The sequence below is a fragment of the Gammaproteobacteria bacterium genome, assembly GCA_015709615.1.
Taxonomy (GTDB): Bacteria; Pseudomonadota; Gammaproteobacteria; order Burkholderiales; family Nitrosomonadaceae; genus Nitrosomonas.
The window spans coordinates 916,733-932,549 of record CP054179.1; the positions used below are offsets into that span (position 1 = coordinate 916,733).

At 48.7% G+C, this 15,817-nt stretch carries 12 protein-coding genes and 1 pseudogene; 1 reads left to right on the forward strand and 12 read right to left on the reverse strand.

Annotated elements, in window-relative coordinates:
* Window positions 1-6 precede the first annotated feature (6 nt).
* The 11 genes from HRU77_04600 to HRU77_04650 form a co-directional block, all read right to left on the reverse strand.
* Window positions 7-342, reverse strand: a complete 336-nt coding sequence (locus HRU77_04600; GenBank protein QOJ22061.1) for a copper resistance protein CopC — start codon at window positions 340-342, stop codon at window positions 7-9.
* Window positions 343-513: 171 nt separating this feature from the next.
* Window positions 514-1,092: a hypothetical protein gene (locus tag HRU77_04605; protein QOJ20040.1), complete on the reverse strand. Its 579-nt coding sequence runs from the start codon at window positions 1,090-1,092 to the stop codon at window positions 514-516.
* Between the two features lie 64 nt (window positions 1,093-1,156).
* Window positions 1,157-1,741 (reverse strand): hypothetical protein, encoded by a 585-nt coding sequence (locus HRU77_04610; GenBank protein QOJ20041.1) that lies wholly within the window; start codon window positions 1,739-1,741, stop codon window positions 1,157-1,159.
* Between the two features lie 161 nt (window positions 1,742-1,902).
* Window positions 1,903-3,165: a methane monooxygenase/ammonia monooxygenase subunit B gene (locus HRU77_04615; protein QOJ20042.1), complete on the reverse strand. Its 1,263-nt coding sequence runs from the start codon at window positions 3,163-3,165 to the stop codon at window positions 1,903-1,905.
* Entirely contained in the window at window positions 3,165-3,989 is an 825-nt protein-coding gene (locus HRU77_04620; GenBank protein QOJ20043.1) for a methane monooxygenase/ammonia monooxygenase subunit A, read from the reverse strand. The genes HRU77_04615 and HRU77_04620 overlap by 1 nt, the downstream gene beginning before the upstream one ends.
* A gap of 167 nt (window positions 3,990-4,156) precedes the next feature.
* Window positions 4,157-4,963 (reverse strand): methane monooxygenase/ammonia monooxygenase subunit C, encoded by an 807-nt coding sequence (locus tag HRU77_04625; protein ID QOJ20044.1) that lies wholly within the window; start codon window positions 4,961-4,963, stop codon window positions 4,157-4,159.
* 331 nt (window positions 4,964-5,294) lie between these two features.
* The gene (locus tag HRU77_04630) at window positions 5,295-8,753 is read right to left on the reverse strand and encodes a UvrD-helicase domain-containing protein (protein ID QOJ20045.1); all 3,459 of its coding nucleotides are present in this window, start codon (window positions 8,751-8,753) and stop codon (window positions 5,295-5,297) included.
* Window positions 8,746-11,511, reverse strand: coding sequence for a PD-(D/E)XK nuclease family protein (locus HRU77_04635; GenBank protein QOJ20046.1), 2,766 nt, complete (start codon window positions 11,509-11,511; stop codon window positions 8,746-8,748). Before HRU77_04635 ends, HRU77_04630 begins: the two co-directional genes overlap by 8 nt.
* Window positions 11,512-11,539: 28 nt before the next feature.
* The gene (locus HRU77_04640; protein QOJ20047.1) at window positions 11,540-11,863 is read right to left on the reverse strand and encodes a ferredoxin family protein; all 324 of its coding nucleotides are present in this window, start codon (window positions 11,861-11,863) and stop codon (window positions 11,540-11,542) included.
* Window positions 11,864-12,069: 206 nt separating this feature from the next.
* The gene (locus HRU77_04645) at window positions 12,070-12,705 is read right to left on the reverse strand and encodes an IS1595 family transposase (GenBank protein ID QOJ20048.1); all 636 of its coding nucleotides are present in this window, start codon (window positions 12,703-12,705) and stop codon (window positions 12,070-12,072) included.
* A gap of 131 nt (window positions 12,706-12,836) precedes the next feature.
* A complete protein-coding gene (locus HRU77_04650) occupies window positions 12,837-13,097 on the reverse strand; it encodes a hypothetical protein (GenBank protein QOJ20049.1) in 261 nt (86 codons plus the stop codon).
* A gap of 135 nt (window positions 13,098-13,232) precedes the next feature.
* On the opposite strand from HRU77_04650, the pseudogene HRU77_04655 reads away from it, so the two are divergent.
* Window positions 13,233-14,297, forward strand: a pseudogene (locus HRU77_04655) (IS3 family transposase).
* A gap of 312 nt (window positions 14,298-14,609) precedes the next feature.
* Here the strand turns inward: HRU77_04655 and HRU77_04660 are convergent.
* Window positions 14,610-15,695: a hypothetical protein gene (locus tag HRU77_04660; protein QOJ20050.1), complete on the reverse strand. Its 1,086-nt coding sequence runs from the start codon at window positions 15,693-15,695 to the stop codon at window positions 14,610-14,612.
* Window positions 15,696-15,817: the final 122 nt, after the last annotated feature.

Genomic DNA, 15,817 nt, shown 5'->3' on the forward strand with positions numbered 1-15,817 from the left:
CTACATTTATTTTTTTACACTGAAATCAAAGCTGGATTCTATGACATGACCGTCAACAGACATTACACGATAATTTACAGTGTAACGCCCTGGTTCAATCGGAGGTAAACTTAGTACAACAGATTTTGGATCATCCGCAACACTTTCCGGCGTATTTTCAGTTATTGAATTCTTATTTGAATCACGTACCGTAACTGATGCATATGCCCCTTCTATTTTTTCGTTAAACCAAAGCTGTATTTGTTTAGGAGGCGCGGAAAGCGTGGCTCTCCTCGGTGGATCAGATTTAACCAGTGCTGCGTGAGCCATTGCCACTTTCACTTGACACGCTAAAGAAAGCATCACTAACAAAGAAGTAAAAGCAAAAGCTTTGCTAATAGTAAAAATTAACGATTTCTTATATTGCACAGTTCCCCCCCCGATTCGTCAGATTTAGTGTATTTTTTGATTCATTTCATAAGGATGAGTTCAAAAAACCCATCCTTGCTTCACCACACTATACAACGTAATCAATTAAGCTGCACCTTGATCAGTCGACTTACGCTTACGCATGAAGAAGAAAGCAGCAACGGCGATGACCAGTACCACCGGTGCAATAATCGCCGCTTTCGGGGTCGGACGGCCTTCACCTACCGAGAACGGAAAACGCGATACATATTCCTGCGCCCCGCCCGTTACCGTCACCAATCCTACAAACTTGCCCTTCTCCGGAAATACATGCTCCACCGCTATCGATGCCGACGGATATACTTTGGGCGGTAAATGGAATACCGTGATTTCGTCCAGATTCGCTTCCGATCCCGTATCCCGGATTATCCGTACTTCCGTCGTCAGCGGTCGCAATTCTTCTTGTATATAGTCCAGCGCTATCACTGTCTTGCCTGTTTCCGGTATGTCTTCGCAGAATTCTTCTTCCTGAGATAGCGGTTGATAGCCGGTAAAGTGCATCCGGTATGGCCCTACCGTCAGCACACACATGTCATCCGCCAGTGCCAAACCACCGTGCGCTTGTACTTGTGAGGTGAATATCATGCCCGTTGCGAGTATTATCGTGAGTATCGCTTGTTTTATATCTATTAGTCTTGCTGACATTGTTTGCATTTCCTGTGTCGATAAATGATTAGTCTCTAATATATTCTTTCTGCTTTCGGATTGTTCAATTCTTGTCCGACCGACGCGTCGCCAGCCAGTCTCTGAAGCGTCTTGAGCGGGTGAGTTTATACCCAAGTATTGTGGTCAGCAATAGGCCGACTGCCGGTCCTATGGCGGCTCTGAATACTTCCGCGTAGTTGATCATCTCTACCCGCAAGTGATATTCATAGTTTAACGGCGGTACGCCTTCCGCTGTAATCTGTACCAGATACTTCCCTTGCGCTAATTGACTTTGCGTGCTGATCACGCCGTCCTGATACATCGCCGGACGCAAATTTGTGACCGCTTCTCCTTCACCTGCTTTGCTGCCTTGCACAACTTTCAGGCTTATCGGCATCTCGCGCAGCGCAGGATCTACCAAATCTATCACGAGTATGGCATTACCCGCTTTGGGTATTTCCGTGCAGTAATGACCTTCTTCGTCTACTTGTGGTTGATAGGTGCTGAGGTGAATCATGTTTTCACCGATCCGGCGCATACAGCTGTCTTCTTCCATGGTTACTTTGCCATGTGCGCCAGCAGTGTTCGTATACAGCGCCATCACAAGTGTCAAGACCGCAATCCCCGTTTGTGCTATTTGCCTGACCACGACAAATCCTCCTCTTGGATGAGTGCATCTAATGTTGCCAGTTCTTGTGTCTGCATTCTTTTACTGCCTTAAATTTTTACTTATTTCTTTGACCGATAAAAAAACCGGTACACCGGCTGTCTTGCGACAGTGGTGTACCGGTGTTGTTACCTTAACTTCTCTTACAGCTTGGTAAAGACTGGAATTACCGCGCCTGCAATACTGTTGATATAACGATTGCCTGCTTCATCCCAGGTCATCAGCAACCCGCCAAAACGGCTCTCAGGGTCACCCAACAGTGCCATCAGACGTTGTACTTCCCACAGCGCGTCTTTAGCTTCCATCTTAACTTCGCGGGTTTCGCCAGGTTGGACGCCTTTGTCATCATCCATCGTCAAACCGGTCGCTACCAGTTCTCTTGGATAGTCAGGATCCAGGTGCTTGCGGCCCAGTTCGTTCACAAAGCGTACGCCCGCTGTCGTGAATTCACCAATGTTGACCGCTGAGTCACCGTTGTTGGTGATTTCCATCGTTACACGCAGTGCACGACCTGGTACGTCGTAGTTAGCATGCGTTACTTTGATTGCAACAGGGTTCGGTGCAATCGGCAACGGCGCCACTTTCGATTCGCCCGCTTGGATCGGTACTGTGTAGGGGTGTACGCTTTCGGTGTAACGATAGCCGCCCCAGACGATCGCGCAGGTCAGTATCGCTACTGCAAGGCCTACTTTTCTGTCCGTTGGTGAGGTCAATAATTCGTCACCATACGCCAGCAGTACACGGCTACGTGGCAGGAACATCGGTTTCGCTACAAAGTAGCCAATCCAGAAGCAGCCTAAGCCTAGCCATACGATGTGCCAGAATAAGCCGTTGCTGAAGTTGAACGTTTCCAGGTCGATGGTTTTACCGGTCAGTGTGGTCACTGGGTTGGTAAAGTCATCCCAGCTGCCAGAGATGTTCATCCATGAGGCTGGACCTGCAATAGGACCTGCGTCTTTGATGTTTACCATCGCGTGCATGTGATGACGTCCTGGAATGCGGGCTTTCAGTCTGACTTCAAATGCATAGTCACGGCCAATTTCCAAAGGACCTGAAATAAACGTCGGTTCGCCGTTCAGTTTGGTGCTTAAACGTACAAACACCGGGCTTGGGCTACCTACGTTAAAGAAGGCGCGTGTTGGTTTACCTACCGCACGTGGCCAATCTTCCGCTAAGTGAAAGAAACCAGTCATCGTCGCAATGTCGTTGACTTTGGTGACTTTCGGTTGCCATTTCAAATCGTACCATTGAATACTACGCATACGCAGGAACGGTTCTTGTGAACGTTCACCGTGTGCCGCTGCTGTCTTAACATCTAGCGTCAGCGTCATCGCCAGCGATGCCGCTCCAATCGCTGCTCCATACAGGCCTAATACGCCCAGTTTAAATATGCTTCTTATGTTCATTATCTAATCCCCTGTGCAAAGCCTTTTTCACCAAACGCGGTTACGTCGTTCTTCATTGATATGCGTCCTCTTTCGCCTTTAACATAGTAGAAAGCGGTGCAGTACAGTTTACCGAAGTACCACCATACGCAGAACATCAGCATGGATACGAATGCTGCGAAGAACGCTGCAATCACTGTGGTGTGACCACCAAAGGTACGCAGTGAGCCTTGCTCAATCAGGCGAACGTATTCAGGTGTACCCGTACGTACGTACAGAAAACCTGTGTAGTCAGCTACTGACAGCAATACGCCTTCAACAACCACCGGTAAGTGGGTTGGGCCAAAAATCGGCCAGTTGCCCGGGTAGAAGAATAAACCAAAGAAGCCGCCGCCTAACAGGGCTGTGATCAGCCAGTTACCCGTCAACAGTAAAATCGTATCCATCATCAACGCACCTGGAATCATGGTCGATGGCAGTACAAAGTTGAGCGGATAGTGTGACCACCAGTAGAAGCCCCAGTAACGGGTCAGCCATTCACCTACTAACAGGCATACGATACAGAGTGTCGCGCCAAATGGCAGGCGATAGTTTACCCACAGGTAATACATCAGTGCTGCACAGTACATGATACCTACAATCGGTGTCACTACCGGCCACCATTGACGGTCTTTCCAATCCAACCAGAAATCCCAGTCTCCTGCTAACAGCATGAAGTGCATGTGATAGGTTCCTACCAGCAATATACACAGAATCGGAAAATATACCGCATCTATGTATCTGGACATCTTGACCGCTTCCGGCACCATCTTCGCCGCTGCTAAAATTTCGTCTGTTCTACTCACTAGACCCTCCCTTCTTCATTTCGTGTGATATTAAATTATGAAAACTTGACGATTCCCTTGCTTCTTTTTGTCGTCAGCCTATCGGCCGTTTTCATGACTGCTGCTAATCTTTCTTAAATTCTTCTATCCTTCCCGCCCAGCCGGGCAGGAAGAATTAACCTCAAGAATTAAGGTACGATTCTGTTGTTCAGAATCTCTCTGCTTTGACCATTCCAGGTTACGTCGGTCAGGTTCGAGTAACGGGTGATGATTTGTGCTGCAATACCGCCCGAGAATAAACCTGCCCAGCCCAGAATTACAAAGCCCCAGTGCAGTGGCGCGCTAAACAGTTCTTCCATGAACCAGAATGCGTGACCCCATTCGTTCAAACCAACGTTCGGCAGAATCATCAGCGGGCCGGCAATCGCCATAACCAGCGGGAATGATGTACCGCGGCTGTATAACGGCAGACGGGTCATCGCGTACAGGTAGGATGCTACGCCACACACGATGTACATCGGGAATGAGCCGTAGAACACCACTACGTGACTTGGTGTGAAGCTGGTGTCACGAATAATCACTTGGTGCCACGATGCGTCTTGCTCGGTGAAGAAGCTACCGCCCCAGTAAACACCAAACAGATACACACCCAGCCACATCATCCAGTAGAAATAACGTTTAATTTCCAGTTTGGTGTCCAGATTGTCCAGTTGTTCTTTGGTGTCGCGGGTCTTCAGTATCCAGCCCCAGGTTACCAACGCAAACAGCGGCATCAGGGTCATGTGAACGCGCCACAGTCCCATCCATACCTTGTCAAATTCCGGTTCCATCGAGTCCATACCGTGTGAGTATGCAAACGTCCTTTGGTACCAGATCCAGAATATCGCTACCAACAGCATTGTTAACATGCCCAGCTTGTAGTACTTCGAGTCGTACCACAGCGACATGTCATAGCTTGCGCTTGATGCACTTGACGTGCCATAGGTTGTTGCCATGTTTCTACCTCCTAACTGTTAATCAAAACTACTTCTCGTTCTTCTTTCTCGTTCTACTTCCTAATACTAATTAATTAGTACTGCTAGATCTCGGCAGCTAAATTAGCCTCTCCTGCAACCTAATTTAACCACACCTCTCAGGCTAGTCGACCTTGGGGTCCAAAGTCAAGTCATTTGTCATAAAATCCCCTCCATCCCTCAGGGGCTTCTATCACCATACCCCACTATTTCCCCTTTATCTACAATGGTTAATTCATAATCTCCCTTCCTCGGATTTTTTGAAAAATTTTCTCTACGATTGATTCGGATTGCTGTAAGGCGCAATCAATTTTCACCACTCGCGCCAGCCATTGATTAATGGAAAATAAATCCCCAATTTTATGGGCCGCGGATCGATCTGCTGCATGAGTTTTGCATAATGATTGAGTTGATGCTGGTAGCGGCTTTGCTCTCTGCCAAGAAAATCCTCTAGCGCAGAACCTTCATGACTACTTGTTTTATAATCAATTATCCAACGAATTCCATTAGAGTCACAAAATGTTCTATCGATTATCCAACTCATGGATCTACCGTTGGCGATACCGCTAATTTTCAATTCGTTCTGTGCCGATTGCTGAGGCCCGAGAATCCATTGTCCGCGTTTATCACTGATTGCATTGTTCAATGCGGAGACAATGCGTTCGACCGCGTATGTCATTTCACTCTGGCTTCCGTTCATTCCGCCGGCCATCAAATTCTGTGTGAACCGCTCCCGCATCATTTCTATGCGTGCGATATTCCAGTCACACATTTGGTCTTCAGCTATTTTCTGCAACCAGCGATGCACTACATTTCCCACATGCCGCGCCATCTCACTGGCCCATGAAAACTCAATTTCCGCTTGAATTGTTTTTTGTTCATGAAGTACTTGCCATGCAACCGGTTCCGGCGCACCCGGCAATACCCAACCGGTTTTCAGCCTATGAATACTTTGATCACTGGCATCATTGCCAATTATTTTTTTTGCCCCACCTTCTAGCTGGTTATTCTTCAACATGAAGTGACTCACAGCAGCAGCACTATAAGCCGGCAGCACGGCCAGCCAGAGCCTATCGAGCAATGAACCCGATAACGGTTTTGATGGAACCGCTTGTCCACTTTCTTCCGAAACTCCGTTTATATGACCCAGCAAATGTAAAAATTTTTTTGCACGCGTCGCAGCGACATACAGCAAACGATCCGCTTCAAATTGCGCCTTGTCCCAATCGAGTTTTTCCACCCAGGTGTAAATGGGATCGAAAGCTGCTCCGGTTTCCTGAATCGGCGCAAGCAACAAGTCAGGGAGTCCTGCGCCGCTTTCACTGGCAACTAGGCTATGCGGCTGCTCCATCCATTTAAGCAATTGTTTGTCACGATTGCGTGAACCCCGGCCCAATCCTGGCACGATAACCGTATCAAATTCAAGCCCTTTGGCTTTATGGATTGTCATGATTTGCAATGTGTCATCAGCATCCAGGTCAGGAGAGGCGTACAGTGCTGTCAGCCCATTTTCAAAACTTACCGGATCTTGGATATTGCCTGCCTCCTCCTGACTTTCCAGGTAGTCCAGATAAATCATCGCATCATCCAGACGATTTGTATCACCTGCGTTGTTTTCTGCTACCGGACTCAAACATCCCGGACCGCCTAGCGCATACCAAACGGTTTCCACCGTCACGCGCAATGCCTGGCGCTGCCGGTTGCGCATGCAAGCACTCAATACTTCCCGGATCCGGCGCAAGCGCACCATGGCATCGGCTGAAACTCCCCGCCAGCAATGCTCATCGCTGATCAATCGCCACACAGTGATTTCTTTATTAAGCAAACCGGGATTATTTTCCGCCAATGCCGTGATATCCTTGAGCAAAAGACCACACCAAGGCGCGCGCAACAGCGCGAACCAGGCAACCGCATCCGCTGGATTAATCAAAGCGCGAGTCAACGTCAGTAAATCCTGCACCACCGGTTTGTGATGCAGCAACTCTATATCGATTGCACGGAAGCGGAAACCAGCACTTTTGATTTGTTCGATAATTTCTAATAAGTGACTGCGATTGCGTACCAGAATTGCAATCGTACCGGTGGCATGATCACGGCGCGTCTGCGCGATAATTTCTACAACCTGCCGGGCCTCCGCTGCTTCATCTTTTTCCAGAAAGGGATAGATTTTCACGGCATCGCCGGCAAGCTGATCATGGGTTGCGATCGAGGGTGCATACACTACCGCACCGGTTGCAACGTCTTCGCAGTCCGGCATGATGCGGGCAAACGTGGTATTCACCCAATCAATAATGCCCCGCTGCGAGCGGAAATTCGCGCGAAGCGTTAGCGGTTGTAATGTCAAAGAGCCGATCCCCGCATTGCGCGCTTGCAAAAACAATCCAACTTCCGCTTCACGAAAACGGTAAATCGATTGCATCGGATCGCCGACGGCAAAAAAACTGCGCCCGTCCCCTGCTTCCCAACCGGTAATCAGTTTTTCGATCAATGTGAACTGACTGATAGAAATATCCTGAAACTCGTCGATCATCAAATGCTTGATGCGGTAATCCAATGCTAATGCCAGATCAGTCGGTGACTCGGGATCACCCAGTGCGAGTAATGCACGTTGCGCCACTTCCGAGAAATCGACTTTGCCGCTCGCCTGAAAAATAACTTTGAGTTGCGCTACCGCGTACGGCAGCAAGCGCGTGATCGCCCCTAATATTTCCCATTGTTGATCGGAATAATGCGGCGGCGGCAATTGGCGCGTATCGTGCAGCACCTGACGCAGCGTATCATGCGGCGCGAGTGTCTCTAGCAAATTTTCCAAGCGGTTTTTCCACGCTTTTGCTTCACCCTTCTCAGTCTTGCTACTACCGGTTGGAAAGCCCTCTTTCTCGGAAATTCTTTTGCGCCAGCCACCCTTTTGCGTCAGCAGCAATTCCGCAATACCCTGCCACTGCCCGGCCTCCGTTGCCGATAGCGTATCCAATGCGTTGCCAAGCGTAATGGCTGACGATTTTCCGGCAGCAGTCAAATTCGCAGCGGCGTAGCGCAGCAACGCCAGCAGCTCGCTAAAGAGCTCTGCCGGAAATAAGCGGAAAACAAATTGCAGCGCATTTTGACGGGAATTCTGCAGCGCCGACTCTAATTCTTCCCGCGCCTTGCCGTGTAGATGCCGCAACCAATGATCGCGCCGCGCCAGCATATCGGCCAGCAATGCTTCAATGCGCGCCCTGTCGTTATCCAGATGCTCGAGTAACCGGACAATATCCAGCGCCATCGCATGATTCTGTTCGATCGAATCCAGCGTGGCCTGCGCTGCTTGCCGATAAAAATCCGCGGCATCCTCGATCGTTTCGGGTTGCGCGCCGAATTTTGACAGCACCGGCATCTGCCGCGTCAATGCCGCGCACAATGAGTCGATTGTCTGTATCCGCAAGCGCTCAGGATTCTCGGCGATATGCCAGCCTGCCTTCCGGTCGCGCTGTAACACGGCTGCCGACAGTTCACGATTGAGTTTTTCATGCGCTGTTTCAGCATCGGCAAGCTGCCCCCCCATTTCCAGCACGGCCAAAACACGCGTGCGCATTTCTGCCGCGGCTTTGCGGGTAAACGTAATCGCCACGATTTCTTCCGGCGCATCGACATAAGCCAGCAATCTGAGATAGCGCTGAATCAGTAGCGCTGTCTTACCCGACCCAGCCGGTGCTTGCACGATAAAGGATTGCGCGGGATCGAGTGCTCGGAGGCGCTCATCGGCGTCAGGAATCTGCTTGGAATCAGTCATTCTCAGTGTCCTGCATTATCACGCGCGCGCTCAGCCGTTCATGAATCCGGCAAAACAATTGCAAATCGCAGTATTCACACGTTTGCGGAAAATTCTTCGGATCAACTTGAGCGTCACCCTGGCAAAAGCCCTTCGCCAAATTTGTCAGATGTTGCCGCCACGCGTCAACCAGATCTTCCCATGTACTGTATTGCTTACAACCATTGACTTGTGAAAAGGCCTTGATCCCGGGCAACAGATCCGCATCGCGCGCAATCGCCGTGAATCCCATATCGCCCCGCTTCACGGCGGCGAACGCCACACCCACGGTTTGCTGCTGTGCTTCCATTGCCACCAGATATAGCGGCAATTGCGGCTCGTCCGGACGCTCACCGGTCATCGTTTGGACCGACTGCTTCCGGGTTTTGTAATCGATAATGAGCCGTTGCCCGTCGGCCAATTCATCGACCCGGTCCAAACGGGCGTTTAAAACCAGATCGCCGATGTGAATGGCCTCTTTTTCCTCGACTGCAATCACAGTGAAATGGTCACGTTTCTTTTCCTCATCCAACCATTCGTGCGCCAAACGCACCAGACGCTGCTGCTCAATTTGCGCAAAACGGCCCGAGAGTGCAACCGGTTTCACTTGCTGCAACTCGGAAACCACTTGACCGGCGATGCCGGTCAACAGGCGGTCAAGTTCGCGATCACCGGTGGCATCCAGCGCCTCTTTGGTTTTCAAGTGCTGCCACAGCTGTGCCAATACCTGGTGCACCAGTAAACCGCGTTCCATTGCATTCAAACCGGTGTGCGGCGCCTCCAGGCTCTCGATACGCAAGCGGTGTTTCGCCCAAGCGCGAAACGGACATGCCGCGAAATCCTTGATGACCGCCGTACCGCCTTTGATTCCGTGCGCAGCCGCTTGTCCATCCAGTGGCAGTGCCTGATTATCTTCGACTTGCTCCAGTTCGCATGCTTGCATGATCCGGTCGCGATGCCGCGCCATCGGTAGTACGGCCGGTTCAGTTTCTGCAATTGCCTGAATCAACGGACTGGGTTTCAATTCATGCCCATCGCGATCGTCGCTGAACTTGGGATAGCTTAGAACAACTTCCGGCGCAGCGGACAACCAGCCTTGTGTCAAACGCTGGCAGTAAACCAGCGCTTCCTGCACAGAGCTCAAGGGTAGTTTTGCATTGCGTTGCAACGTCAGCGGTAAAAACGGATTGGGTTGGGAGCGTAACGGCCATCGTTCATCGGATAACCCCATGACCCATAGATGGTCGAATTCCATTCCCGCCGCTTCCAGCACACCCAGAATCTGAATCGGCACCTGCGGAGTTTCCGGCTGAAACAGCATATCGCCCGCCATTCTTTTCAACCGGCCAATCGCGTCGTGATAACTTGTCACCGCGATCACATGATCCAGTGCAGCAAAATCCGCAACCAGCATTTGCCATTTTTGGAACGCTTGATACTCGATGGAATCCAGACTGCGCTCACCGGGAAAACCGGCAATCCGCAACACTTCCGTGATGACTCTGGCAAAAACGGAATGACTGCCCGATCGAGGTAATTGCGTTTGGCGCAACGCGTGCATCGCCGATAAGCGCTGAAACAACACCGGACAACTCGCTTGCCCTCCCGCTTGTTTCACCAGCGCAAGCAATCGCTCCAGCGTCATCACCGGTTCGGCAAACCGGCGTATGCGCGCATCCAGCAGCGCTCGCCGTTCCATCTCGGTATCCGCGTCCGCTAGAAAGGGCGATCGCAGCCAGTGACTGACACGATTGAATTCAATCGGCTGATTCAGCAGCACCAAACATACAAAGGCTGCGTCAATCAACGGATATGACGTCAGCGCCAATCCCAGGGAAATATTAAACGGCATCGCCGGATGTGTGCCCCCCGGCAATGCAAAGCGGATATCCGGATACATGACTGCAGAAAAAGTGCGCAGCAATGCACCGCGGTAATTGGTCAATGCCGGTACCACGATGCCGATTCGAACTGCGTCGCCCGCTGTTTCTAATTTGGCTCGCGCCCACAGTGCTGCCTGCTCGATTTCGTCACGGCTGCTGAGGTACTGAATGCGACTGACAGCTGGCGGAGATCGTCGATGCCGCACGGCTAAATCAGCAATCATCACGGTGCAACCGCTGGCTGTCAGATTTTTCAGGAAGGCATTTTGCTGTGGCGTAAAAATGTCAAAACCGTAACAAATCAATAGCGACGGTTTTTTAACTTCCAGAGACGAATAACGTTCTGTAATCAAATCGCAAAGGCGCGCGTGATCTATTCGGTGTGCTGAAGCCGTTCTATCCTGATAAGTGGCTATCCAATCAAGAAAAGCCCTGCCGTCTTCATTCGGATAGTAATCGTCCAAACGGTGGAGGAGCTGCCATGCATGCCCCAGTTGCCATGCCTCGCGCACCGTTTGCGCCGTTTGTGAAATGCGGAATAGCGTTTTTCCTGCCTGGGAAGATTGAATGATCGATTCCCACAGCACCTGCTCCTGTGCTACAGACAGCAGCAAGGGCAACTTGGATGATTGCCGCGTATACAATGCATCATGGTAAATACGTTCGATCAGCGCGGTAAACGGCAGAATATCAGCCGAATACCAAGCGATCATTTTCCGGCTGATTTGCTCGCGATCAAATTTTTCTTTAAGCGCCAAGGCAAGCCGCCGGTTCGGCGTTACAACCGTCGTACCGGCATCGATGCGCTTAAAAACCTCGGAAAGGGATACTTGCAGAAATTGCGGGGTGTCAGACATGCGGTATCTTGATTACCGCCTATGCTGTTTAGCGTTTCAGTTGATCCAGCTTATCTTTGACACTGGCCCATTCATCGGCGTCCGGCAGCGGATCTTTTTTCTCAATGATCGGACGCCATTTTTTCGACAATTCCGCGTTCAAATCGATGAAATGCACTTGTTCATCAGGCACATCGTCCTCCGCGTAAATCGCTTCCACCGGACATTCCGCAACGCATAGCGTGCAATCAATGCACTCATCGGGATCGATTACCAAAAAATTGGGACCTTCACGGAAACAATCCACCGGGCATACGTCCACACAATCGGTATACTTACATTTAATGCAATTTTCAGTTACTACATAAGCCATGACTCTTCCTTGCTTGACACTTTTATAGAATTGCGCATTCTATCAGAATTCAGATTAATAACGCCATCATCAAAACCGATGAAAAAGATGCTGATAATCGCCTGTTGTCCTGCACCACCGGAATCATTCCGGTAAATTTATTTTCCATGGCAAAATACCCGGTCGGTCCATTTCCAGCGCCACAAAGCTTCATAATTCATAAGGCTCTAGACTAGATCAGGACGCTTTTTCCAGCGCCATTCTGACTCTTTTAAATGCAGCTCAAAATTAACTGACACGCCGTTAAACTTTGCGAGCCGCCGCTTGGTAAAGCTCCAAAACGATTCAATACCGTTAATGTGGCAATGCCCATCTCGGGCAAATTCATTGTCACCGTGCGATACTCGAAAATGCTTGGAGTATCCTACGTCTACCAAACCATTATAACTACGCCAGCCGTCACTATAAATGACACTTTCAATGGATACCTTACCCAGTATCACCGCCTGTAAAGTCAAGCGGTTGCAATCCGGTACTATTTCGGTGTATACCCTGCCATCCCGCTCAAATACACCAAATACAGGTTGCTTTAATGTGCCACGGCCGCGCTTGAGTTTACCGTGATAACCACGATACCGTTTCGCGCCAAAATAGCTTTCATCAACTTCCACTCTACCTAACAACTTATCTTTAAGGGCAGTCTGATGGCGATATATTGCTTGCCTGAATAGGCCATACCAGCGATTGATCGTGTTACGATTTTTGCCTAACAGCAGCGCTGCTTTACTGGCTGGTATATCAATGCTAAAGCACTGAATTATTTTTCTAACTGAATAGTTACTTAATTTACTATTTCTTAACATCTTTCTAGACTAACAGATTGTCTCTGCTAGTCTAGAGCCTACACAATTAATATCACGAGCAGTCAATAAAGCCAGCAAACCGCACTGGAGTCTAACATCTACATTTTGGTTTGTAGTCATCACTACAGTGCTTACTGGGATTGCCGCATGGCCTGTAATCCAGCAATGGCTGCCTCAGAAGATTGAATCCGAGCTTCTAAATCTTCACGAAGTGAATTATCAGCAATTGCACGTATCGCCAGAAACAGAACCGCAGCCACAAGCATCGCAATCGACCTTCTCATCCACTGTATCTCAGAAGCAGGATCTCTCTGAGTCCTTGAAAACTCATAAACAATCAATGCCAGAGGCAATAGATAAAAAACAAGAGTAACTATCGCTGATAAATCCATTAGACATCAATCATTCCAAAATAATTAACTAATGATAATAGTTGGCTTGGTTTGTTGATGTTAGATTTTCCGTTTGTGCGGCTGCTACATAATGCCGGATTTTCCGGAGATAAAATGATTTGAGAGGAGGAGAAGATGAAGAATCAAATCAGTTATTCACCGGAAGTACGGGAACGAGCGGTAAGATTGGTATTCGAGCAGCAAAAGAAGCATGAATCGCAATGGCCGGCGATCAAAACAATAGCATCGAAGATTGGCTGCACGGCGGAAACGTTGCGGACATGGGTAAGAAGAGCGGAGAGGGATCAGGGAATTCGAGGCGGTATGTCGACATCGGCATATTTCGCACAGGCGGAGCTCGACCGCCGGTCGAAATGACGATGGTATTTGTCGATAGAGACAAAGCGGCATCAGGATCGATTGCCCGAACGTATCAAGCGGGATATAAAGCTGGCGACTGAAATACAACGGATTTGGGAAAGCAACTTCCGGGTTTATGGTGCTCGTAAAGTATGGCGGCAATTGTTGCGAGAAGGCATTGGCGTTGCCCGTTGCACCGTTGAGCGGTTGATGAAGAAGCTTGGGATGCAAGGTATCCGGCGCGGTAAGAGGTGCCGGACAACCGTTGCAGATGACTTACTTGCCTGTCCAGCCGACAAAGTCAATCGGCAATTTGTAGCCACTCGTCCGAATCAGCTGTGGTTCGCGGATATTACCTTTGTTGCAACGTGGACGGGGTTTGTTTATGTGGCTTTTATAACTGATGTTTCTGCCCGGTACATTGTTGGCTGGCGGGTCAGCCGGTCATTGCGCACCGATTTAGTACTGGATGCATTGGAACAGGCACTGTGGGCGCGGCGGAAAATCGAGGGATTAATTCATCATAGCGACCACGGTTGTCAATATTTGTCGATTCGCTATACGGAACGCCTGATTGAGGCCAATATTGAAGCTTCTGTTGGTAGTGTCGGGGATTCTTATGACAATGCACTGGCTGAAACAGTTAACGGACTATATAAGACCGAGGTTATCCGGCATCGCGGCCCTTGGCGCAATATCGACGATGTGGAGTTTGCGACCTTGGAATGGGTCGATTGGTTTAACAATCGCCGGTTACTGGAGCCGATCGAAAATATCCCGCCGGCAGAATTTGAAATGGCATATTATCGTCAACTAAGGGAGCCAACCAATACGGTTTGACTCAAGACAAATAGTCTCCGGAAATACCGGGACGATTCAATCTTGTGTTTGATGGCATTCTGTTGAAAACTACTCATGGGATTACTCCCTTGCGCTTGGTTGATAAAGATTCACACCTCTATCAAACCGGGCAATCCCACACCTTGGCAAGGCCTTACTGTCAGATCAAGTCTGAATTACTGTACTTTAGTGGCTCACAGATAGCTCTTTTGAGGGCTCCAGCGATAAGCCTCCGGCTTTGCTGTATATAGGGAATTTTTGCAATAAGTTGTTTCCATTGTAAATTGGTCAATATTGTTGATTGTAAAGTCGTCACTTTGATCCAGGATATTCGATTGTTTTTTTATCATAGCAAGTTACCCCTGCGCCGCACGGAAAATTGTCCCATATCTCCAATGCCGTTATATGATTATCCACTGATACTCGACCTCCACTATAAGGATTACTAACAAAAATCCGAGTTATAGGAAGATTATAATCTCCTATATTCGATCCATAGTGATCGACAATTACTTGACCATTAACTGCAGCCCAAAAGCGCCCATTATTATCATCCGATCGGTGCCAATAGACTTCAAATTTAGCCCACTTATCAATCGGCACTGGAACGGCATGATTAGTCTCTACCCAGTAGTCGATCGGTGTGAACGGACCATTGGCAATATTATCCCCTTTTGTAGTCCAGTAAAGTTTATTATCAGATCCTTTCATAACATAGACTGTAATTCGATAATCGCCGCGCCATGTATCCAAATAGCCTCCTGTCTTAAAAGCAAATTGAGTGCGCCAATTAGCTGTTGGTACTGTAATATCCAATTGTGATTCTAAATCGGCTTGATACTTGAACCAATAGGTAATGTACAAGTTCTTGACATCGCCCATTTTCCACGATCTATCAATTAATAATGGTGCCTGCGCTCCCCCTGTTCCAATCGTCCCTTTTATTTTAATTCGTTGAAAAAGCTCATTAACGATTTTTCCCTGTGGTCCAGTTACAGACCTAATTTCATTGGTTATGTGATCACTAATCGTTGAAGATGTAATGGAACGAGCAGTAATCAATTGAATCCCCGAAAAATCTGAATCTAAGGCGGAGACTGGCCAACTATATCCGGTTTCTTTGTCAGTTCCGCTGATAGCTTGCCACGCTCCAGTAGAGCTAAAGTTATATAGTGGTCCAAGTGAAATCCCTGGACCAAAGTTTGATCGAAAAAGCAAATTAGCTGCATGAGTGGCAGGAGCAACAAAGCCGACCAGGATTAATAACGATGATATGATAACCGTCAAGTTTGCTGAAGGTTGACTGCTACGATTCATACTGGATCTTTTTGTATGTAATAGTATCCTTCCATGCACTAAAAACTTAGTAAGTGGTAATAAATAACTAGTGATATTCATGCCAAAACATCCTTTTGTACAAATGAATTATGATTGGTATACAAATATGAAGAAGCGAAAAATCAACATGAAATCTAGGGAAGCGCTGAACAATTAGCGGCTTTCAGATTTCCCGGTAATAC

What these genes read in the sequence shown, in the direction of transcription:
- HRU77_04600 (QOJ22061.1), bottom strand. Translation starts at nt 342, where the DNA reads ATGCTTTCTTTAGCGTGTCAAGTGAAAGTGGCAATGGCTCACGCAGCA.
- HRU77_04605 (QOJ20040.1), bottom strand. Translation starts at nt 1,092, where the DNA reads ATGTCAGCAAGACTAATAGATATAAAACAAGCGATACTCACGATAATA.
- HRU77_04615 (QOJ20042.1), bottom strand. Translation starts at nt 3,165, where the DNA reads ATGAACATAAGAAGCATATTTAAACTGGGCGTATTAGGCCTGTATGGA.
- HRU77_04625 (QOJ20044.1), bottom strand. Translation starts at nt 4,963, where the DNA reads ATGGCAACAACCTATGGCACGTCAAGTGCATCAAGCGCAAGCTATGAC.
- HRU77_04630 (QOJ20045.1), bottom strand. Translation starts at nt 8,753, where the DNA reads ATGACTGATTCCAAGCAGATTCCTGACGCCGATGAGCGCCTCCGAGCA.
- HRU77_04635 (QOJ20046.1), bottom strand. Translation starts at nt 11,511, where the DNA reads ATGTCTGACACCCCGCAATTTCTGCAAGTATCCCTTTCCGAGGTTTTT.
- HRU77_04640 (QOJ20047.1), bottom strand. Translation starts at nt 11,863, where the DNA reads ATGGCTTATGTAGTAACTGAAAATTGCATTAAATGTAAGTATACCGAT.
- HRU77_04645 (QOJ20048.1), bottom strand. Translation starts at nt 12,705, where the DNA reads ATGTTAAGAAATAGTAAATTAAGTAACTATTCAGTTAGAAAAATAATT.
- HRU77_04650 (QOJ20049.1), bottom strand. Translation starts at nt 13,097, where the DNA reads ATGGATTTATCAGCGATAGTTACTCTTGTTTTTTATCTATTGCCTCTG.
- HRU77_04660 (QOJ20050.1), bottom strand. Translation starts at nt 15,695, where the DNA reads ATGAATATCACTAGTTATTTATTACCACTTACTAAGTTTTTAGTGCAT.